Origin of the sequence: Paenarthrobacter sp. 2TAF44 (genome assembly GCF_052114885.1) — a bacterium.
Taxonomy (GTDB): domain Bacteria; phylum Actinomycetota; class Actinomycetes; order Actinomycetales; family Micrococcaceae; genus Arthrobacter.
Map to the genome: position 1 here is coordinate 32,502 of NZ_JBFRFP010000005.1, position 21,188 is coordinate 53,689.

Here is a 21,188-nt window from a genome sequence, read left to right on the forward strand (position 1 = left end):
TCCCCAAACGGCGGAGCTGTCTGATGAAAAAGTAAACTGGATCACCTATCTTGTCGTCAAGACTTGAACACAAGATCCAGCTAACGATTTCGTTACCTACCAGTAATTCCAGCGTGTTGGAACACTAAAGCAGCCGCTCCAAGTGCTTCCGCACGCGCTCCCAAGGACGACATTGCGAGGTGGGTTGTTTCGCCTACAACGGGCACAGCGTGACGAACGAGCCCCCGTCGAATGGGGTCCAAGAGGAGGCTGCCCAGTCCCGCCAGGGGGCCACCCACGACGATCACTTCAGGGTTGATCAAGTTGGCGACGTTGCCCAGTGCGCGCCCCACGGCAAGGCCTGCGTCATCCACGACGCGCTGGGTTGCGGAGTCACCTGCGAGGCAATTCCGGACGATGTCCTGGGGCGTTAGTGATGTCTCCTTGCCGCGGCCCAGCAACTCAATCATGGTGGTGGTGGAGGCGATGGTTTCCAGGCAGCCGCGGTTCCCACATCGGCACACCAGCCCGTGCTCATGGATGGTCGCGTGGCCGATTTCGCCCGTGATACCCACATTCCCGTAGTAGGGCACGCCGTTGAGAATCAGGCCGGAACCGATACCGGATCCGATCTTCAGGAACATCAGGTTGGATACGCCGCTGTGGGGTCCCCACGTCACCTCTGACAAGGCCCCAAGATTGGCGTCGTTGTCAACAAATACGGGGCAATTCAGGGCTTCTTCGAGCCTGTGAAGGATGTCGATTCCCACCCATTCGGGCAGGATGGCGCCTTGGGCAACAGTCCCTGTTCGGCGGTCAATCGGCCCGGGAATACCGGCGCCTGCGCCCACCACCGCGCTCGGATCGATGCCATTTTCTGCGAGCAATCGCCCCAGCAACCGGACAGCGGCCGCGATGCCTTCCTCCGCATGATGGCCCAGTGGAAGTTCAATGAAATCCTCGGCGATGACGTGGTATCCGAGCGATGCCAGGACCACCCTTAGATGGCGCCGGCCGAAATCAATTCCGACGGCGACCGCACCGTTGCTGTTCAACCTCACGTTGGTTGCCCGGCGTCCGGAGCTGGTGGTTGGCTCCGTGGAAACGAGGCCTGCGTCCTGCATGATTTTCACGATGTTGGACACCGTGGCGGTGGAGAGCCCGGTCTGCCTGGACAGCTCGGCTTGCGTCGACGGCCCGCTCAACAAGCACTCGATAATGCGTTGCTGGTTCAGGTGCCGGAGCGCGGATTGCGAGCCGGGTTTTCGTGGTTGGCTCTTCGTTGAGCGCTGCATAGCGGGCATGACAAGAAGATTGCCCCAAAAGCAACCTTGTAGTCAAGAAGTGAACACAAGGAATCAAGCTTTCCCGACATACTCCAACGCAATGTGCACCCGCTCCTCCGTTGTGGGGCCTGGTGTGCGTGCAATGCGTCCCACTTTCCGGGGCTCCGGGTCCAAATGCCCCGCTCCACGTGTCAGACCACAGGCCTACTCTGGAAACAAGAAGACTTCCGGCCCTCTGCGGTCCGGTACCCGGTGCAACCAAGGTGGTAATGATGCTGCTATCCGTCCTGCAGGCCAACGCTTCCGTCCTGGACGTTGAGGCCAACCTGCGCACGATCGACGACGCCGCCCGGCGCGCCTCACAGGCGGGGGCCGGGTTGCTCCTGACCCCGGAGCTCTTTCCGGTGGGCTACGCCCCGCTGCGGCTTCACGCCGAATTGGATCCGGCAACGCTCCCGGGCATCCGCGAACGCCTTTCCGGCATCGCCCGCCAGCACAACATCGGCCTCGTCTACAGCCTTCCGGCGCCAGCTCCCGAAGACAACGGCTGGCACATCACCGCCACCCTCGTGAACGCCAACGGCGAGGAACTCCTCCACTATGCCAAGGTCCACCTCTTTGGCGGGGAGGAGCGCAAAGCGTTCGTGGGCGCCCAAGAACCTCCCGCCGTCGTGGATTTCAACGGGATCCGCACGTCGATGCTGATTTGCTATGACGTTGAGTTCCCGGAGGCAGTCCGGGCAGCGGCGACCCGCGGGGCCGAACTCCTGCTGGTCCCCACGGCGTTGTCAGTGGGGTTCGACAACGTGCCGCAGGTCCTTATCCGTGCCCGCGCGGTGGAGAGCCAGCTCAATGTGGCGTACGCCAACCACAGTGGACACGAGGACATCTACAACTTCCTCGGCGGCAGCGTTGTTGCCGGCCCCGATGGCTCGCTGCTCGCTGCGGCGGGGGAGTCGGCGGCGCTCCTTTTCGCGGAGGTGGGCACGGAGACGGTGAAAGCGGCACGAGACGAAGTCCCGTATCTGCGCGAACGGCGACCTGAGCTCTACCGGAAATGGGAAGAGAGCGCCTAGGCCCCGTCGGCTCCGGACAACCCGGCAACAAGCTCGTCCGCATACTGCAGGGCGATCCACAGTTCGGCCCGGACCTGCGCCTGGTTCAGGTCCATGTCGAGCAGCTCGCCGAGGACGCCTATTTGCCGTCGGACGCTGTTGCGGTGCAGGCCCAGGAGCTTGGCGGAACCGTCCCAGCTGCCGTTTTCGCTGAGCCAGCCGCGCAGTACTGACAGCAGTGGGTCGCGGCGATCAGGTTCCAAGGACAACACCGGGGCAAGGAGTCGCTCGGCCAGCATGGTCCCTGCCTCACGTCCCAGAAGACCAGTGACCGACCACTGCACTTCCTCCACGCGGACACTTTTCCCGCTGGACAACACCCGGCTCCGCAGCGAACCCACCCGCTGATAAGCCGCGGCAAGCCCGGTGAGTTCGGTCGGCTCGCCGATCGCCAGCCTCCACCCAAGCTTCTCGACGTCGGCAAGCAGCGCGTCATCCACCTTCAGCCGGGTGATGGCAGCGAAACCGTAGTCGGTAATTTCCACGAGCTTCGTATCGAACAGCCTCCGCCACTGCAACAGCTCACGGACTGGGCCGTCACCGGCAGGCCAGTCAGGCGAGTCCGCCTTGATGCCCTGCACCACGCGCATTTGGCCCGAGCGGGTGGAGGAGAGGCTTTGCGCCAGCAGGTCCTTGAGACCATTGACGTGTTTGGTGCCGCCTGTGGCCAAGGTGTCCGGATGCAGGAGCAGGGCCGTGGCAAGCTGGCTCGGAGCAAGGGACCCGCTGGTTCGTTGACGGACCAGCAGCTCCAGCAAACCCACCGCCGACTGCACAACATTGTTCTGCGCGGGCGTCAGGGGAGCGTCCGAGCCAAGAATCAGCGCCCCGAGGTTCGCGTCCTTGGTACTGCGCAGCGGATGACCGAACACTAGAGCAGATCCAGGCTGCTCGAAACCGTCCATCTCCACGCGCGGTCCGCTGCCGGTCAGCAACCGTTCCAGCAGTGGCGCCAACAAGGAATGCTCGACGCCGGTGCTTCCGCCGGCATTGTGGCCGCGCGCCCGCACCCGTCCGTCGGCCCCAACCAGCAGCGCCCACACGGGCACCCGCTGGACGAGGGCTGCCAGCAGTTCGTGCTCCGGCCTGGGGGAAAGGACTGCCCGCATGAGTTGGCGGTTGGTTTCGGCCAATTGCCGGAATACGCGGGCGTTGTCCGATTCCAGGAGCTGGGAGAACTCCAAGCCAATCGCGGCGAACGGCACGGACTCCGGGACCTCAAACAGGGTGAGGTTGTGCCTGCGACAGGCGTCGAGGAGGACGTCGGGGACGGCGTCGAAATAGGGCCTGATGCCGAATCCGAGCGCCGCTACCTTCGCACCCACCAGCCGCCGCACATAGGCGTCCACGCTGGCCGCCGAGCCGCCCTTCCCAAGGAAAGGCAGCCCGGCGGTCAGCAGGAACTCGCCCTCCGGAAGATATGGGGTCGGGTCCTCCAGCTCGCTGGGTTCCACCCATCGCAGCAGCGAGGCGCCGCTGCCGCCGTCGTGAAGCATTTTCAAATCGGGCGGCAGCTGCTCCAGGAACTGCTCAAGCGTGACGAAGCTGAGGCGGGCGGTGGCGGGCTCAGGCAACATTGTCCTGCCCGGCGGCTGCCGGCTCCTGGTAGTCGGGGCAGTCGTAGGCGGCGTCTGCTTCTGTCGCGGAGGTGTATACGCGCGGCAATCGCGGCGCAATCCTGTTGATGATTTCATCCCCGTGGCTGCCGATTGCAGCGCCCCAATCGTCGGCGCTCGCCGCACCGGTGGCCGGATCGCCAAACAACACCGCAGTATCGCCGACGTCGATCCCGGTCGCGTCAGGTCCGAGGTCCACCATGAACTGGTCCATGCAGACCTTGCCGATAACCGGGACGCTGCGGCCTCCGATGTTCACCACTGAGCGGCCGCTGATGCCTTTCGGGATGCCGTCCGCGTAGCCAAGGGGAATGAGGCCCAGATAGCGGGGTTCGTAGGTGATGGCCTGGTGCTCGTAGCTGACGCCCGTGCCTGCGGGGACCTTTTTGACCATCACCAAGGGGGCGGTGACGCTGAGGGCCGGCCGCAATCCGAAGTCGGTCGGGTTGAGGTGGTCTGCGGGAGCGAGGCCGTAGATTGCGAGTCCAGCCCGGACCATGTCGAAGTGGAATTCCGGGCGGTCCAGGATGTTGGCTGAGCTGGAAACGTGCCTCAGTTCGGGTTTGAGTCCGGCGGCGCGTGCCTCGCGGACGGCGTCCTCGAACTCCACAACAGCGCTGGCGTTCCCAGGATGCGCGGGCACATCGGCCCACGCCAGATGCGTCCAGATGCCGCGGACCAGCACCGTGCCGTCCACTTCCGCTTGCCGGGCATGAGCTACAAGTTCGGCCCAATCCTCCTTGCGCGCCCCGCCGCGGCTTAGCCCGCTGTCCAGTTCAAGATGTACGACGGCGGGACGGCCAAGGCGTTCGGCGATGCCTGCCAGCACCTGGAGTTGGTGGACGCTTCCGAGGGAGACATCGATGTTGTTTTCCAGTGCTTCCAGGATGGTGGCGCTCGTCTGGGATGCCAGATACAGCCACGAAAGGATCGGTTCTGTGATGCCGGCTTTACGCAGGGCGATGGCCTCGGTGAGCTGCGCGGTTCCGAGCCAGTCAGCGCCGGATTCAACGGCCGTGCGGGCTACTTCCACGAGCCCGTGACCGTAGGCGTTGCCCTTGACCACGGCCATGAAGAACGGTGCGTCGGTGCGGTTCTTCAGGGCATTGATGTTGTCTGAAATAGCGGACAGGTCCACTCTGACCTGACCGGAGAGGGCCAGCGAGCCGCCCTCTTGGTACTGTGCAATACGTCTCATGGTTGAACACTATAGGTCATTTTGCACCGTGGTGAGAGGTGGCTCACATGCCAGTCTTGTGGAGGGGAAATCGAAACTACTTTGAAGGGACGTCAAGGGTGACTGTGCCTGTGAACACTCAAACATCAACGGCAGCGAGCATGGCCAGGCCAAGCCTCGGTGCCCAACTCCTGCGCCGCAAGCCGATCGGGCAGATGGCTGACGAGGCCGGAACCGGCGAAGGCGGCACCCCGCTGGTGCGCAGCTTCGGGGTACTCCAGCTGACCATGATCAGCGTCGGTGCAACGCTGGGTACCGGGATCCTGGTGATCCTTGGCGAGTCTGTGCCGCTGGCAGGCCCGGCCATCTGGATCTCCTTCGTGATCGCTGGTTTGGCTGCTCTCTTCTCGGCAGTGTCCTACGCGGAGATGGCCGGGCTCGTCCCGGTGGCAGGCTCCAGCTACTCGTACTCCTACGCCACCATGGGCGAGGGCATGGCCTGGATCTGCGGTTGGTGCCTGGTGCTGGAGTATGCGGTCTCCGTGGCAGCTGTTGCAGTGGGCGCGGGCCAGTACGTGAACGAGACCCTGGCTGCGTTTGGACAGGTCCTGCCCGATGCCATGAGCCAGCCGCCGGGCGACGGTGGGGTAGTAAATGTTCCCGCCGTGGTGATCGTGGTCCTTGCCATGGCCCTCCTGGTTCGGGGCGCCCGTGAAAGCGCATGGATCAACACCGCGATCGTCATCATCAAAGTAGCCATCCTGATCTTCTTCTGCGCAGTAGCTTTCACCGCTTTCAACGCCGGTAACTTCGAGCCCCTCATGCCGATGGGTGCAGCCGGTGTCTCCGCCGCAGCGTCAAGCGTGTTCTTCTCCTACATTGGATTCGATGCCGCCTCCACTGCCGGCGAGGAAGCCAGGAACCCCAAGCGGGACCTGCCACGCGCCATCTTGCTCTCCATGGTGATTGTCACCAGCATCTATGTCCTCGTATCCATTGCCGCGATCGGCGCCCGTCCGTGGGGCTGGTTCGACGGCACGGAAGCTGCCCTGGTCCAGATCCTGCACGAGATCACCGGGCAGCCGTGGATCGCCCTGGTCTTCTCGGCCGGTGCAGTGCTTGCCATCGCCAGCATCGTGCTGACTGTCCTTTACGGCCAGACCCGCATTCTGCTCTCGATGTCCCGCGACGGCATGGTGCCCAAGGTCTTCGGCCGCGTCTCCCGCCGCACCGGCACGCCAGTCGCCGGAACCCTGATAGTAGGAACCGCCGTCGCGCTTACCGCAGGCTTGGTCCCGCTGGGTGCCCTGGCCGATGCAACGAGTATCGGTACGCTCTTTGCCTTCGCGCTGGTCAACGTCGCCGTGATCTATCTCCGGCGCAACCGCCCGGACCTTGACCGCAGTTTCCGGGTTCCGCTGTACCCGATCACTCCGATCCTGGGCACGCTGATGTGTGCCTTCCTGATGCTCAACCTCGGCGCTGACACCTGGATCACCTTCGGGGTTTGGATGCTGGTGGGCATCGCCATCTACTTCGGCTATGGACGCCGGAATTCCAAGGTAGCCGCGCTTAGCGATGAGGACTACCGTGAACTGACAACCAGGGCCGTGAGCCCGGAAACTGTGAAAGCCGCAAACTGATGACAATCGCTACCGAACTTCCCACAGCCGACGTCGACGCTTCCGCGGCGGAGGCAGGCGAAGCCCCCATCACCATGCTGAACCCGGACTTTCCCTTCAGCTATGACCATTACCTGGCGCACCCGGACGGACTCGGAAGCATTCCGGAAGAGCTGTACGGCACGGAAGTAGCCGTCATCGGCGCTGGCCTGTCAGGGCTGGTCACCGCCTATGAGCTCATGAAGCTCGGCCTCAAGCCCGTGATGTACGAGGCCGACCAGATCGGTGGTCGTCTTCGCACGGCGAGCTTCCCCTCGGCGCCCGGCGTCGTGGCAGATCTTGGCGGCATGCGCTTTCCAGTCTCCGGCAAGGCTTTCTATCACTACGTGGACCTTCTTGGCTTGGAAACGCAGGACTTCCCCAACCCGATGGCCCCGGCGACGTCCAGCACCGTGATCGAACTCGCGGGCAAGAAGCACTACGCCACCACGGCCGACGAGCTACCGGAATTTTTCCGTGAAGTGGCCGATGCCTGGAAGGCTGCCGTCAACGATGGCGCTGCGTTTGCTGAAATGCAGGAAGCTATCAAAGCCCGCGATACCAAGCGGATCAAGGAACTCTGGAACGTACTCCTGCCCGAATTGGACGAGCAAACGTTCTACGGATTCATCGCAGCCAGCAAGTCCTTCAAGGAAGCCGGCTTCGCGCACCGCGAAGCTTTCGGCCAAGTGGGCTTCGGCACCGGAGGCTGGGACACCGATTTCCCCAACTCCATCCTGGAGATCCTCCGGGTGGTCTACACCGATGCAGACGACCAGCACCGGCTCATTTCGGGAGGAGCGCAAAGGCTCCCCGAGGCGCTCTGGAACCACGCGCCGTCGAACCTTAAATACTGGCCCCAAGGCACGTCACTGTCGTCGCTGCACTCCGGCTCACCGCGCGGAGCCGTGGACAACATCCGCCGCGCGGACAACGGGGACCTGGTAGTCCGCGAAAACTGGGGACGCGAAGCCACGTACCCAGCGGTGGTGACCACCTGCCAGTCATGGCTGCTGTCCACGCGCATCCACACCGAAGAGGCGCTGTTCCCGGCCGAGCTGTGGACGGCGATCGAGCGCTCGCACTACATGCAGTCGTCCAAGACATTCGTGATGGTGGACCGGCCCTTCTGGAAGGACATCGATCCGGAAACCGGGCGCGAAGTCTTGTCCATGACGCTCACCGACCGCCTCAACCGGGCCACATACTTGCTCGACGACGGCCCTGACAAGCCCGCTGTCATCCTCTTGTCCTACACATGGAACGATGACGCCCTGAAGTGGCTTGCCCTGACTGCCGAAGAACGCGTCAAGCTGATGCTGCACTCGCTGGAACAGATCTACCCGGGCGTGGACATCGCCAGCCACATCGTCGGGCAGCCGATCACTGTGTCCTGGGAAGCAGACCCCAACTTCATGGGTGCTTTCAAAGCCAACCTGCCGGGCCATTACCGGTACCAGCAGCGGCTCTTCACCCACTTCAAGCAGGATCAGCTACCGGAAAGCCAGCGCGGCATCTTCCTCGCCGGTGACGACGTGTCCTTCACCGCAGGCTGGGCCGAGGGCGCCGTGACCACAGGCCTGAACGCCGTGTGGGGCGTAGTGAACCACTTGGGCGGATCCTCCGTTGCCGGCAATCCGGGTCCGGGGGATCTGCTGGACGAGTTCGGGCCAATTTCCCTGGACTAGTTGCGTTGCGGGGCCTGCTCTGCGTCCTAAACCAATCGCAGGGCCCACACCGCCCGGGTTCCCTCGCTGAGCTTGCGAAGTCAGGGAGGCGGTGGGGATGCAGAGCAGGCCTCGCATTTTTAAGACGCGTGCATTTCCCTGTGTGCCGCGGCGAGTTCCTTGTAGTGGGCGGCGTTGTGTTTGACGCCTTCGAACTCCTCGTCGGTCAATTCGCGGCGCACCTTTGCGGGGACGCCCGCTACGAGTGAGCGCGGCGGAATGACTGTGCCTTCAAGGACCACGGCGCCAGCTGCAATGAGCGAGCCCGTTCCAATCACTGCCCCGTTAAGGATGGTGGCGCTCATACCGATAAGGCAGTCGTCCTCCACAGTGCAGCCGTGGACCACTGCACTGTGTCCAATGGAGACACGCTCGCCAACGGTGCAGGGGAATCCGGGGTCGGCGTGCAGGACCACGTTGTCCTGCAGGTTGGAGCCGGCGCCGACGCTGATGGCAGCCGTATCGGCACGGACCGAAACCCCGTAAAAGGCGCTGGAGTCCTCGGCCAAAGTCGCTTTGCCGATGATGGAAGCGGTGGGCGCGACGAACGCAGATTCATGGATGGCCGGGGTGTCCCCGGCGAAAGTGTAAGAGGGAGCCATGAGCCCAGCCTAGTTGGGTGCGGGGGTGCGCAGGACCAGGAACTGGTAGTGCTGCGTCCAGTTGCCCGCGCCCGGCCCGGACTCGACACCGATACCCTCCGGCCAGGTCCGGAAATGCTCAATCGAGCCGTGCTCGCCGAAGATCCGCCGAAGGGTGTCGTCGCTGCGGCGACTGAAGAAACGTCGGGGTTCTTCCACGTCCTCCGGGTTGAGGACCTCTTCATCCTCACCTGACCAAAGCCCGACGGCGATTGGCGCACCAGCCGCGCTGACCCGCACAAGTTCGCTGACGACGTCGTGAATCCTGTTGTTGGGGACGTGTAGAAGGGTGCTCATGGTCCACACGGCGGAGAAGACTGAACCGGGAAACGGTAGCTCACGACCACTCGCAACCGAGCAGTCCAACCCGGCCGAGCGCGCCACGTGAACACTCTCCGAGGACAGGTCCACACCGGTGTAATGCAGGCCTGCACGGACAAACTCCAAGCCTTCCACGCCGGTCCCGCTGCCCAGCTCGAACACGGAATGCCGGTGCTCATCCTTCAGGAGGCGGATGAACCAATCCCGGCACTCGACCCTGTGCGGGGTGAGGGCCCGCGTGTTCCGGACGGGTGCTTGGCGGTCGTAGAAAACTGCGAGGTCAGCTTCGTGGTCAGCTTCGGGGATGCCCTGCATACCCCCAGCTTAGGAGTGGCGCTAGTTGAATACCACGGTGCGGGTGCCGTCCAAAAGAACGCGGTGTTCAGCATGCCACTGCACCGCCTGGGCCAGGGTGCGCCCCTCCACGTCGCGGCCCATCTGGACGAACTGGGCGGCAGTGCGGGCGTGGTCCACGCGGATGACTTCCTGTTCGATGATCGGCCCCTCATCGAGGTCGGCCGTCACATAGTGCGCCGTGGCGCCGATGATCTTCACGCCACGGGCGTGGGCCTGGTGGTACGGCTTGGCGCCCTTGAAAGAGGGGAGGAATGAGTGGTGGATGTTGATGGCCTTGCCGTTCAACTCCGTGCAGAGCTCGTTGGAAAGGACCTGCATGTAACGGGCCAGGACCGTGAGCTCGACGTCGTGCTCGGCAATAAGTTTCAGGAGTTCGGCCTCGGCCTGCTGCTTGGTCTCAGGTGTCACGGGAATGTGGTGGAACGGGATGCCGTAGAACTCCGCCAGCGACTCAAGGTCGCGGTGGTTGGACACGATGGCCGGAACGTCAATGGGCAAGGTGCCGGTCCGCTGCTGAAACAGGAGGTCGTTGAGGCAGTGCGCGTCCTTGGAGCACAGGATGATGGTGCGGACCTTTTCGCCGACAGGGTTGATCTGCCAGGTCATGCCGAAGGATTCGGCTACAGGCCGCAGGGCAGTGGCCAGTTCGTCCTGCGAGGACGCTGTGGTTGCCTCCACGCGCATGAAGAAGTTGCCGGTGCTGGGGCTTCCGTACTGCTGGGAGTCGGCGATATTGCAGCCGGCCTCAAGGAGGGCGCCGGCTACCGCATGGACGATGCCGGGGCGGTCCGGGCAGGAGAGTGTTACAACGAAAGCGGTGGAGTCAGTCACACGATCAAGCCTACCTGTGCTGCCTTGTTGTACTGTTAACGGGTCGCAACTGGCGTTGGGTGGACTACCACCAGGGAGCGGCAATCACGAAGACCACGGATCGTACGCCTGGGCCGAGGGTCATGTCTTACCGCTGCACGCACGTGACCGATCCCTCCGTCATCAAGGGGACGCGGGAATGCTGCTGCCGGTAGCCTGACCTGTAGCACCACCCGTTGCCTAGCCAGGAGATCTCCGTGCCTACCACCACCACTTCCGCGTCTGTCAGCAACCAGTCGCTCGCTGAGCTCGACCCCGAGATCGCAGCAGTCCTCGACCAGGAACTCGGCCGCCAGCGCGGCACCCTGGAAATGATCGCTTCCGAAAACTTCGCCCCGCGCGCCGTCATGGAAGCCCAGGGCTCCGTCCTGACCAACAAGTACGCCGAGGGTTACCCGGGCCGCCGCTACTACGGCGGTTGTGAATACGTCGACGTCGCGGAGCAGCTTGCGATCGACCGCGTCAAGGAACTTTTCGGCGCCGAGTACGCCAACGTCCAGCCGCACTCCGGTGCCCAGGCAAACGCCGCAGCACTGTCTGCCATGATCACCCCGGGCGACAAGATCCTCGGCCTCTCCCTGGCACACGGTGGCCACCTGACCCACGGCATGAAGCTGAACTTCTCCGGCAAGCTCTACAACGTAGCTGCTTACCAGGTTGAAGAAGACACCTTCCGCGTGGACATGGACAAGCTTCGCGAGCAGGCCATCGCCGAGAAGCCGCAGGTCATCATCGCCGGCTGGTCCGCTTACCCGCGCCACCTCGACTTCGCTGCCTTCCGCTCCATCGCCGACGAGGTCGGGGCACTCCTCTGGACCGACATGGCACACTTCGCCGGACTGGTTGCAGCAGGCCTGCACCCGAGCCCGGTCCCGTACTCCGACGTCGTCACCTCCACCGTGCACAAGACCCTCGCAGGTCCGCGTTCCGGTGTCATTCTGGCCAAGCAGGAGTGGGCCAAGAAGCTGAACTCCAACGTCTTCCCGGGCCAGCAGGGTGGCCCGCTCATGCACGTCATCGCCGCCAAGGCTGTTGCCTTCAAGATCGCCGGCAGCGAAGAATTCAAGGAGCGCCAGGAGCGCGTCCTCGAGGGTGCCAAGATCATCGCCGACCGCCTGAACCAGTCCGACGTCGCCGAAGCCGGCGTCTCGGTCCTCACCGGCGGCACCGACGTCCACTTGGTCCTGGTTGACCTGCGTAACTCGCAGCTGGATGGCCAGCAGGCTGAAGACCTCCTGCACTCGGTGGGCATCACCGTGAACCGCAACGCCGTTCCGTTCGACCCCCGCCCGCCGATGGTCACCTCCGGCCTCCGCATCGGTACGCCTGCCCTGGCTACCCGCGGATTCGGTGCCACCGAGTTCACCGAGGTTGCCGAGATCATCGCCACTGCGCTCGTAAAGGGCGCTACCGGCAGCGTTGATGCAGAGGCCCTCCAGGCCCGCGTGGACAAGCTCGCCGCCGACTTCCCGCTGTACCCGCAGCACGAGCAGTGGTAACCCGCCGCACATAAGCATCACCCGGGCGCTGGCCCGGAGCTAACGGGATCCGCCGCCACACCTTCGGCGGCGGATCCCGTTGGCATGAGCCAACAGGTCACCCTCCAGAAAGAGCAGATGGAATGACACAGTCCACCGCACAGATCCTTGACGGCAAGGCCACCGCCGCAGCCATCAAGGCAGAACTGACCGAACGCGTTTCCGTCCTCGCAGCAAAGGGCATCGTCCCCGGCCTGGGCACCATCCTGGTGGGTTCGGACCCCGGCAGCACCTGGTACGTCGGCGGCAAGCACAAGGACTGCGCCGAGGTAGGCATCCAGTCCATCCGCCGGGACCTGCCCGAGGACATCACCCAGGAAGACCTCCTGAAGGTTGTCCGGGAGCTCAACGAGAACCCGGAATGCACGGGCTACATCGTTCAGTTGCCGCTGCCTAAGCACATTGACCAGGACGTCATCCTCGAAGCCATGGATCCGAACAAGGACGCCGATGGCCTGCACCCCATGAACCTCGGCCGCCTGGTGGCCAACGTCAGTGGCGAAATGAAGTCCCCGCTTCCCTGCACACCCAAGGGCTGTGTGGAATTGATGCGCCGCCACGGCATCCAGCTCAACGGCAAGCGCGTCCTCGTAGTAGGCCGCGGCGTCACCATCGGCCGCCCCATCGGCCTCCTGCTCACCCGCAGGGAAGTCAACGCAACGGTCATCCTGGCCCACACCGGAACCGTTGATCTGCCCGCGGAACTCAAGCAGGCCGACGTCGTGATTGCCGCTGCAGGCGTGCCGCACATGATCAAGGCTGAAGACCTCAAGCCGGGCGCAATAGTGCTCGACGTCGGCGTCAGCCGCGTGGAGGACGCTAACGGCAAGGCTGTGGTCACCGGAGACGTGGACCCCGCAGCTGCCGACGTCGCCGCCTGGCTCTCCCCGAACCCGGGCGGCGTGGGTCCGATGACCCGCGCCATGCTGCTCGCCAACGTCGTGGAGAGCGCCGAGCGCGCAGCGGGCATCGCCTAGGTTCCTGCAACCACAGCAAGGCCCATTACGGGGCTAAGCTGCCGAAGATGCCGTGCGCACGGCATCTTCGGCAGGGAACCCTCGAAATGGCCTCGCGTACTCCTCCCGGAGTAGGCGCCCTGCTCCGTTAACCCGACGACGAACACCCGGAGCAAAGCTAGGCTCGGAGTATGCAGCCCCGATTCCCTGGACCCGAGAGCTCTCCTGGACCCCGGGGACTTCCAAGTCCAGGCCGTTTCGCAGGCCAAGGCCATTTCCCTGGACCTCAGAGATACGCAGGTCCGCGCCGTTTCGCGGGCCCACCCACGAGCTTCATCGTCATCACGGTGGCCCTCATCCAGGTGGCGGGGACGCTTTTTTCTGCGGGCCATCAGGACGCTTCACGGCCCTTGGACGGGCTTGCGATCCTGTTGCTGCTGGCCGGGCCTGCGGGATTGGCATTCCGGAGGCGGGCGCCGGCGGTCATGCTTCCCGTCGCCCTCGTGGCAACGGGCGCCTATGTTGGCCTTGGGTATGCGTGGGGTCCCATTGCGCTCTCACTGGCGTTGGCGATTGTGCTGACATCGTCCGCGGGTTTGCGGTGGCAGGCGTGGGCGGGGGCTGGTATCGCCGCTGCCGCCGTGGTGTTCGCGGCCACATTCAGCGGCGATCCCAACTGGCCGCTTCGCGCTTCGGCAGGGGTGGGATGGGCAGCCATTTTGGTGCTGATCGGACAGGGATTTCGACGCCGAAGCGAGCGGTTCGCGGAATACCGGCGTCGCCGTGAGGCCGCCCAGAAGGCCGAGCGCGATGAGTACCGCCTCACGCTGGCCCGCGACATCCACGATGTCGTGGCTCACTCCTTGTCCATGATCAACGTTCAGGCATCCGTGGCGTTACACGTGGGCTCGGATGATCCCCAGAAGCTCAGGCCCGCACTGGAAGCCATCAAAGCGGCCAGCAAGGAATCCCTCACGGAAGTCCGGCAACTCCTGGGCGTGTTGCGGGAGGACGTCCCGCTCGCCCCGGCGGCCCGGCCTACGCTGGCCAGGATTCCCGAACTCGTGAAGAACGCAGAGCTGGGCGGCTTGCAGGTGCGCTTCGAGGACCACTCGAACCATGAACTCGTCGGCCCGGCCCAGCAGGAGGCGGCGTACCGGATCATCCAGGAAGCGTTGACCAACGTCGGCAGGCACTCAGGTGCCCAATCCGCCGTCGTGCATCTCGCCCAGACTCAAGACGCGCTTACTGTCCGCATAGACGACGACGGCGCGGGCATGGGCGGGGCGGCCCCGGGCAACGGCCTCACGGGGATGCGCGAGAGGGCGGTCGCCTTGGGCGGGACGCTCACGCTGCATGAACTCCAGCCAGGGCTCCGGGTCGAAGCGGTCCTGCCCAGCCAACCATCAGAAGGAGCCCTTCAGTGATCCGCATCCTCCTCGCCGATGACCAGACCCTCATCCGGGCAGGGTTCCGCGCGCTCCTGGATGCTGAACCGGACATGGAAGTAGTGGCCGAAGCCGGCACTGGCAGGGACGCAGTGAGGCTGGCGGCGCGCGACAAACCGGACGTCATCCTCATGGACATCCGGATGCCGGACGACGACGGCCTCACCGCCACCCGCAGAATTCTTGCGGACCCGGCCCTGTCCAGCACGCGCATCATCATCCTGACAACCTTCGAACTCGACGAGTACATTGCCGAGGCCGTCCGTGCGGGCGCAGCTGGTTTCCTGGTCAAGGACACCGAACCTGCAGAGCTCATCCGCGCCGTCCGGGTAGTCCACGACGGCGACGCGCTGCTCTCGCCCTCAGTCACTCGGCGGATCATGGCACAGCTGGCGTCCCAGAGCCGGGCGGCAGGAAAGGTAATTCCCCTGGAGCAGGTGACGGAACGCGAACGCGAAGTCCTGGCGTTGGTGGGGGAGGGCCTGAACAATGCCGAGATCGCCGAACGCCTGTTCATCACGCCGCTGACCGCGAAGACCCATGTGTCGCGCATCATGACCAAACTGATGGTCCGCGACCGCTCCCAACTGGTGGTCCTTGCGTACGAATCAGGGCTCGTAAGGCCAGGCTGGAGCAGCTGACAGGCTGCCGGCGACTCCCAAGGGAGTATGGCGGTACCTGCAGGTGACTCCCGACGGCGGACGCCCAGGCTGCCGTCCACGGGCAGACTCAAACCAGAGCCGAAAGACGGTTCGCGCCGGGAATCGGCGGAGAGAGTTTGGATCACTGACATGTTCACCGCATTGACTTCAATCGTCGGGGAGACCACCACGCTCGGGGGAGCGCTGGCACAACTGCCGGCCACCGTCGTCGCGCACGGTCCCTGGGGTGACGGCACGTTCTGGCCGTTCTTCCTCCTGTTCCCGCTGTTCTGGATCCTCGTGATCTTCCTGTTCATTTTCGTAGGCCGGCGGGCGTGGCGCCGCAACCATCACTGGGCGGCAACCCAGGGCGCTGAGGGTGTGCTGCGCGAACGCTATGCTCGGGGCGAGATTGATGAGACCGAGTTCCGGCAGCGGCTGGAGGTACTGCGCTCGCAGCCGCCGTCCTGACCGGGACGAGGGAAAAACCGAGAGGGCTCTTGCAAAAATATCTGCAAGAGCCCTTTCACATATTCGTTGGCGCTACTAGTCTGCTGAGGGTGCACAATGAAGCAACCGGCTCTGCAACACACTCCGAATCGTGGCAAACCAGCTTCGACATGAACCCACCCACCGTCATCAGCGCGCGGAACCTCACCAAGACCTATGGCGAGCTCACAGCCGTGGACAACATCTCCTTCGATGTTCCGGCGGGGGAGTCCTTTGGGCTGCTCGGCCCCAACGGCGCGGGCAAATCCACCACCATGAAAATGATCGGCGGCGTCTCGCAGCGCACTTCAGGAACCCTGAACATCATGGGCCTGGATCCGGAATCCCACGGTCCCGAGGTCAGGGCACACCTGGGGGTCGTCCCGCAGCAGGACAACCTCGACGAAGAACTGAAGGTCCGCGAGAACCTGATCGTCTACGGCCGCTACTTCGGCCTGCCGCTGAGCTACCTGCGACCCAAAGCGGACGAGCTCCTGGAATTCGCGCAGCTCACGGACAAGGCCAATTCCAAGGTGGATGCGCTTTCCGGGGGAATGAAGCGGCGGCTCACCATCGCCCGGTCGCTCATCAACGAACCCCGCATCCTCCTGCTCGATGAGCCCACCACCGGCCTTGACCCGCAAGCCCGGCACATCCTCTGGGACCGCCTGTTCCGGCTCAAGGAAAACGGCGTCACACTGATCCTGACCACCCACTATATGGACGAGGCTGAGCAGCTTTGCGACCGTCTGATCGTGGTAGACAAGGGCAAGATCATGGCCGAGGGATCCCCGGCCAGCTTGATCCGCGAGCACTCCTCCCGCGAAGTACTTGAGCTCAGGTTCGGGTCCGAGCGGAACTCTAGTATCGGCGTCGAACTTCAGGGCATTGGCGAGCGGCTTGAGACACTGCCTGACCGCGTGCTCATCTACGCGCACGACGGCGAGGCCGCCCTGGAGCAGGTTTCCGCGCGCGGCCTGCGCCCTATGACGTCACTGGTGCGCCGTTCCTCACTGGAGGACGTGTTCCTGCGGCTTACGGGCAGGAGCCTCGTTGACTGAGTCGGTGAACAAGCCAATCACGACGGCGGAGCAGCCGTTGCGGGCACATTCGCCTGCCGTCTCGGCGGCCAGGGCGCGGCGTTGGGGTTCCTTTTTCTATGCGGAACAAGTGCTACGCGTCATGCGAAATTACGGCTGGTCCGTGGTTCTCTACAGCGTGGGGCAACCCGTGGCCTACTTGTTCGCCATGGGAATCGGGCTGGCCAGCTTGGTGGACGCGAACAGCGAATCCGTCTTCGGCGGCGTGAGTTACCTGGAATTTGTTGCACCTGCGCTGCTGGTGTGGGCGGCGGTCATGACTGCTTCCGGAGAATTTTCCTACCCCATCATGGATGGCTTCAAATGGCGGCGGGTGTTCTACGGGCCGCACGCTTCGCCTTTGGTACCGCAACAAATAGCGAGCGGCCACATCATGGCAAGCACGCTCAGGTTCCTGCTGCAGTCGGTGGTCTACTTGGCGGTGGTGGCCATGTTCGGGGCTTCGCCAAGTCCGTGGGGATGGGTGTCCGCGCTGGTTGCTACGGTCGCAGCCTTGTCCTTCGGCCTGCCACTCATGGCCTATGCCGCCAGCATCACACAGGACAAAGGACAGTTCGCTTTGGTGCAGCGGTTCATCGTCATGCCACTGTTTCTGTTCTCCGGGACGTTCTTTCCCCTGGACACGCTGCCGTGGGCTGTTCGTTGGATCGGCTGGATATCGCCTGTGTGGCACGGAACGGAGCTGGGGCGGGTCTTCACTTATGGCATGGACGAGAACCCTGTATTGACCATTACGCACGTGGTGTACCTCCTGGGAACGGCCACGATCGGCTGGCTGCTGGTCCGGCGCCAGTTCGTGAAGAGGATGGGCTCATGAGTATCCTGACCGGCGGCCACAGCGCCACGGATATCGCCCGGGAACGGAAGTTCGGCCCCCTCTACTCACGAAATGCCAAGGCCGTGGTTGCCCGTGGCCTCATGGCGGCCAAGTCCAGTACCTGGCTGGTGTTGTTGTCCGGGTTCTTCGAGCCGGTTCTCTTCCTGTTGGCCATGGGGGTAGGGATGGGCTCGATCGTGGGGACAGTCCAGGGGCCTGGCGGCGAGGACATCAGCTACGCGGCCTATATAGCGCCCGCACTCCTGGCAGTCTCGGCCATGAACGGCGCCATCTACGATTCCACCTGGAACGTCTTCTTCAAGATGAACTTCGCCAAGCTGTACCAGGGGATGCTTTACACATCCCTCGGGCCGTTGGACGTTGCCATGGGCGAAATCTTCCTGGCGCTGTTGCGGGGCCTTCTCTATGCCACCGGGTTCACCGCGGTGATGGGGGTCGTGGGCTTGCTGACGACCTGGTGGGCCATCCTGGTCATCCCTGCGTCGGTGCTGATTGCCTTCGGTTTCGCGAGCTTCGGCATGGGCATCACCAGCTTCATGAAGACGTTCCAGCAGATGGACTGGATCAACTTCTTCCTGTTGCCCATGTTCCTGTTCAGCGCCACGTTCTATCCGCTCAGCGTCTACCCGCAGGTCATCCAGTGGTTCATCCAAGCCATGCCCTTGTGGCATGGGGTTGAACTGCTGCGGCAAATCAGCGTGGGCTCGTTCAGTCCTGCGACAGCCATCCACGTTGCTTACTACCTGGTGATGATCGCGCTCGGGATCATGCTCACCACCGGACGGCTGCGCCAGTTGTTCTTGAAGTGACTCCATGTTCGCCGTCCGTGGAAGCGGCGCAGGCACCTTCGGGGGTTTGCGACAATTGACTCATGCAATCTCTCGGCGACCCGCACCCGTCCACGTCCTCGTCCGGTAGAGGCCTTTTCAAGGGCTTCCGTATCGGCGGCCTGGGGATGACCGTAGTCATCATCGCTTTCGTGGTGGCCGTTATTTTCGCGGCCAACCAGAACGATTTTGTGGGTTGGGTAGTTGCGGTGGTCGCCTTCGGCTGGCTCGCGCTCGCCACCTTCGTGGTATTCAGCATTCGAAGGGCCGCGCGGCGCGCCGGGGCAAAATTCAGCGAAGCGCAGGCCGCTTTCAACTCGGCAACCGGCCGCGCGCCGTCGTCGTCCTCGGCTGACAGCGGCGGCACCCGCGTGGTCGCCGAACGCAGCCAGGCCGATGAGGTCCGGGACCTCAAGCTGGACCATTCCTTCAAGATTGTCCAGGTGCAGGTCCGCGTTGTGGACGAAGAACGTGCCAAAGGCGCAGCAGCAAACCAGGACACCATCAACCGCGCGTTGGAAACCATCGCGATCACGGCCACCAATGCCCGGGACATGATCAAGTCCTCAGGTGGCTCGGACGAGCCCGTGGCCGGCACCATCATCGACTAGAGTAGACCGGGTGAGTATGGCATTGAAGAAGGACTTCCTTCGCATCGCATCGGTCAACGTCAATGGCCTTCGGGCTGCCTACAAGAACGGCATGGCGGAATGGCTGGAGCCACGCGAGGTTGACATCCTCTGCCTGCAGGAAGTCCGCGCTCCTGATGCGATTGTGAACACTCTGATCGGCGAAGGCTGGTACATCCTCCACGCTGAGGCTGAGGCAAAGGGTCGCGCAGGAGTTGCCATTGCATCACGCGAGGAACCCACCGGAACCAGGATCGGGATCGGCGATGACTACTTCGCCACCGCGGGCCGCTGGGTTGAAGCGGATTTCTCCGTCAAGAACACTGCAGGCGAATCCTCCACGTTGTCCGTGGTCAGCGCCTACGTTCACTCCGGTGAGGCAGGCACGCCCAAGCAGGATGACAAGTACCGCTTCCTGGACGCCATGACCACGCGCCTCCCCGAGCTCGCCAAGCACAGCGATCACGCGCTGGTAGTTGGCGACCTCAATGTCGGACACACCGAACTGGACATCAAGAACTGGAAGGGCAACGTTAAGCGTGCCGGTTTCCTGCCAGAGGAGCGCGCGTATTTTGACCGCTTCCTGGGTGAAGAAATCGGATGGAGGGATGTCCACAGGGGCCTGGCAGGAAATGTCGCCGGCCCCTACACCTGGTGGTCCCAGCGCGGAAAGGCCTTTGACACTGACACAGGCTGGCGCATCGACTACCACCTGGCGACTCCCGGACTTGCAGCGGCCGCGTTCTCGGCTGTCGTGGATCGGGCGCCTTCGTGGGACACCCGCTTCTCTGACCACGCACCGCTGGTAGTGGACTACCGGCTCTAAGCTTCACGAAAGTATTGCTCAATGACTAGCTCCATCACGACTGAAACCGGCACCCCAGCCGCCACACTGCCCAGCGGGAGTACCGTGACCTCCACCAAGCTTGCCGTTGGCGCCAAGCAGCGCGTCCTTTCAGGCATGCAGCCCTCGGCTGACTCGCTGCACCTTGGCAACTACCTTGGTGCTTTGGTCAACTGGGTTCGCATGCAGGACGAGTACGACGCCGTCTTCTTCATTCCGGATCTGCACGCCATCACCGTTCCGCAGGATCCCGCCGAGCTCGCCCGCCGCACCAGGGTCACGGCGGCCCAGTACATCGCTGGCGGAGTAGACGTGGAGAAGTGCACACTGTTCGTGCAATCGCAGGTCCCCGAGCACGCCCAGCTTGCGTGGGTACTGAACTGCATCACGGGCATGGGTGAAGCCGGCCGCATGACCCAGTTCAAGGACAAGGCACAGAAGCAGGGCTCGGACCACGCCAGCGTCGGCCTGTTCACTTATCCCATCCTGCAGGCTGCAGACATCCTGCTTTATCAGCCGCACGGCGTACCCGTCGGCGAAGACCAGCGCCAGCACGTTGAGCTCAGCCGCGACCTCGCCAACCGCTTCAACAGCCGTTTCGGCGAGACGTTCCAAGTGCCCGAGCCCTTCATTCAGAAGGAATCGGCAAAGATTTACGATCTCCAGAACCCCACGGCCAAGATGTCCAAGTCTGCCGAATCACCCGCGGGCCTTATCAACCTGTTGGATGACCCCAAGACCGTGGCCAAGCGCATCAAATCCGCCGTCACTGACACTGAGACTGAGATCCGCTACGACCGCGAAAACAAGCCGGGCGTCTCTAACTTGCTCACCATCTACTCGGCTATCAGTGGTACCCCAGTTGAGAAGATCGTGGCTGATTACCAGGGCAAGATGTACGGCCACCTCAAGGTAGATCTCGCCGAACTCGTCTCCGGACGTCTTGCTCCCATCCGTGAGCGGGCCAACGAACTTCTGGCGGACCCGGCAGAGCTGGACCGTCTCCTGGCTCACGGTGCAGACAAAGCCCGCGAGATCGCCTCCGCGACGCTCGCCGACGTCTACTCCAAGGTTGGCTTCCTGCCTTACCGCGGGGATGCCTACCGCACCGAGCAAGGAGTCCGCTAA

The 21,188-nt window shown here is 63.5% G+C and carries 20 protein-coding genes and 1 riboswitch; of the genes, 14 read left to right on the plus strand and 6 right to left on the minus strand.

All coding sequences use genetic code 11. From position 1 onward, the window contains the following. Positions 1–92 precede the first annotated feature (92 nt). Complete coding sequence (locus AB4Z15_RS06970) at positions 93–1,283, minus strand: ROK family transcriptional regulator (RefSeq protein WP_442016692.1); 1,191 nt, start codon at positions 1,281–1,283, stop codon at positions 93–95. 251 nt (positions 1,284–1,534) lie between these two features. Here AB4Z15_RS06970 and AB4Z15_RS06975 point away from each other — a divergent pair, with 251 nt between their 5' ends. Next, positions 1,535–2,341, plus strand: a complete 807-nt coding sequence (locus AB4Z15_RS06975; protein ID WP_442016693.1) for a carbon-nitrogen hydrolase family protein — start codon at positions 1,535–1,537, stop codon at positions 2,339–2,341. Here AB4Z15_RS06975 and AB4Z15_RS06980 read toward each other — a convergent pair. Continuing rightward, positions 2,338–3,957, minus strand: coding sequence for a PucR family transcriptional regulator (locus AB4Z15_RS06980; RefSeq protein WP_442016694.1), 1,620 nt, complete (start codon positions 3,955–3,957; stop codon positions 2,338–2,340). The two genes, AB4Z15_RS06975 and AB4Z15_RS06980, sit on opposite strands and share 4 nt — an antisense overlap. After that, positions 3,947–5,194 (minus strand): alanine racemase, encoded by a 1,248-nt coding sequence (gene alr / locus AB4Z15_RS06985; RefSeq protein ID WP_442016695.1) that lies wholly within the window; start codon positions 5,192–5,194, stop codon positions 3,947–3,949. Before alr ends, AB4Z15_RS06980 begins: the two co-directional genes overlap by 11 nt. 140 nt (positions 5,195–5,334) lie before the next feature. On the opposite strand from alr, the gene AB4Z15_RS06990 reads away from it, so the two are divergent. Both AB4Z15_RS06990 and AB4Z15_RS06995 read left to right on the plus strand, forming a co-directional pair. After that, on the plus strand, positions 5,335–6,816 hold the full coding sequence (locus AB4Z15_RS06990; protein WP_442016817.1) for an amino acid permease: 1,482 nt from the start codon (positions 5,335–5,337) through the stop codon (positions 6,814–6,816). Beyond that, on the plus strand, positions 6,816–8,522 hold the full coding sequence (locus AB4Z15_RS06995) for a flavin monoamine oxidase family protein (protein WP_442016696.1): 1,707 nt from the start codon (positions 6,816–6,818) through the stop codon (positions 8,520–8,522). The genes AB4Z15_RS06990 and AB4Z15_RS06995 overlap by 1 nt, the downstream gene beginning before the upstream one ends. 119 nt (positions 8,523–8,641) lie before the next feature. Here the strand turns inward: AB4Z15_RS06995 and AB4Z15_RS07000 are convergent, their stop codons facing one another. From AB4Z15_RS07000 to purU, 3 genes are read right to left on the minus strand one after another with little or no spacing between them, the layout of a single operon-like run. Beyond that, the gene (locus AB4Z15_RS07000) at positions 8,642–9,163 is read right to left on the minus strand and encodes a gamma carbonic anhydrase family protein (RefSeq protein ID WP_442016697.1); all 522 of its coding nucleotides are present in this window, start codon (positions 9,161–9,163) and stop codon (positions 8,642–8,644) included. Between the two features lie 9 nt (positions 9,164–9,172). Next, positions 9,173–9,838, minus strand: a complete 666-nt coding sequence (locus AB4Z15_RS07005; RefSeq protein ID WP_442016698.1) for a class I SAM-dependent methyltransferase — start codon at positions 9,836–9,838, stop codon at positions 9,173–9,175. Between the two features lie 21 nt (positions 9,839–9,859). Then, the gene (gene purU / locus AB4Z15_RS07010; RefSeq protein ID WP_442016699.1) at positions 9,860–10,711 is read right to left on the minus strand and encodes a formyltetrahydrofolate deformylase; all 852 of its coding nucleotides are present in this window, start codon (positions 10,709–10,711) and stop codon (positions 9,860–9,862) included. 35 nt (positions 10,712–10,746) lie between these two features. After that, positions 10,747–10,832: riboswitch (ZMP/ZTP riboswitch) on the plus strand. A 115-nt stretch (positions 10,833–10,947) separates the two neighbouring features. Here purU and glyA point away from each other — a divergent pair. The 11 genes from glyA (at position 10,948) to trpS (ending at position 21,188) form a co-directional block, all read left to right on the plus strand. Then, positions 10,948–12,249 (plus strand): serine hydroxymethyltransferase, encoded by a 1,302-nt coding sequence (glyA, locus tag AB4Z15_RS07015; RefSeq protein ID WP_442016700.1) that lies wholly within the window; start codon positions 10,948–10,950, stop codon positions 12,247–12,249. Between the two features lie 122 nt (positions 12,250–12,371). After that, a complete protein-coding gene (locus AB4Z15_RS07020) occupies positions 12,372–13,265 on the plus strand; it encodes a bifunctional methylenetetrahydrofolate dehydrogenase/methenyltetrahydrofolate cyclohydrolase (protein WP_442002607.1) in 894 nt (297 codons plus the stop codon). Between the two features lie 326 nt (positions 13,266–13,591). Next, a complete protein-coding gene (locus tag AB4Z15_RS07025) occupies positions 13,592–14,671 on the plus strand; it encodes a sensor histidine kinase (protein WP_442016701.1) in 1,080 nt (359 codons plus the stop codon). After that, entirely contained in the window at positions 14,668–15,333 is a 666-nt protein-coding gene (locus tag AB4Z15_RS07030) for a response regulator (protein ID WP_442016702.1), read from the plus strand. The genes AB4Z15_RS07025 and AB4Z15_RS07030 overlap by 4 nt, the downstream gene beginning before the upstream one ends. 150 nt (positions 15,334–15,483) lie before the next feature. Further along, positions 15,484–15,804: an SHOCT domain-containing protein gene (locus AB4Z15_RS07035; RefSeq protein WP_223948337.1), complete on the plus strand. Its 321-nt coding sequence runs from the start codon at positions 15,484–15,486 to the stop codon at positions 15,802–15,804. A 149-nt stretch (positions 15,805–15,953) separates the two neighbouring features. Then, on the plus strand, positions 15,954–16,883 hold the full coding sequence (locus AB4Z15_RS07040; protein ID WP_442016818.1) for an ABC transporter ATP-binding protein: 930 nt from the start codon (positions 15,954–15,956) through the stop codon (positions 16,881–16,883). A gap of 4 nt (positions 16,884–16,887) precedes the next feature. Beyond that, positions 16,888–17,739 carry an ABC transporter permease gene (locus AB4Z15_RS07045; RefSeq protein WP_442016703.1) on the plus strand — a complete coding sequence of 284 codons (852 nt, stop codon included), beginning with the start codon at positions 16,888–16,890 and terminating at the stop codon, positions 17,737–17,739. Beyond that, positions 17,736–18,569 (plus strand): ABC transporter permease, encoded by an 834-nt coding sequence (locus AB4Z15_RS07050; protein ID WP_442016704.1) that lies wholly within the window; start codon positions 17,736–17,738, stop codon positions 18,567–18,569. The genes AB4Z15_RS07045 and AB4Z15_RS07050 overlap by 4 nt, the downstream gene beginning before the upstream one ends. A gap of 62 nt (positions 18,570–18,631) precedes the next feature. Beyond that, positions 18,632–19,198 carry a hypothetical protein gene (locus AB4Z15_RS07055; RefSeq protein WP_442016705.1) on the plus strand — a complete coding sequence of 189 codons (567 nt, stop codon included), beginning with the start codon at positions 18,632–18,634 and terminating at the stop codon, positions 19,196–19,198. A 10-nt stretch (positions 19,199–19,208) separates the two neighbouring features. After that, positions 19,209–20,042, plus strand: a complete 834-nt coding sequence (locus tag AB4Z15_RS07060) for an exodeoxyribonuclease III (RefSeq protein WP_442016706.1) — start codon at positions 19,209–19,211, stop codon at positions 20,040–20,042. Between the two features lie 21 nt (positions 20,043–20,063). Continuing rightward, complete coding sequence (gene trpS / locus AB4Z15_RS07065; protein WP_442002614.1) at positions 20,064–21,188, plus strand: tryptophan--tRNA ligase; 1,125 nt, start codon at positions 20,064–20,066, stop codon at positions 21,186–21,188.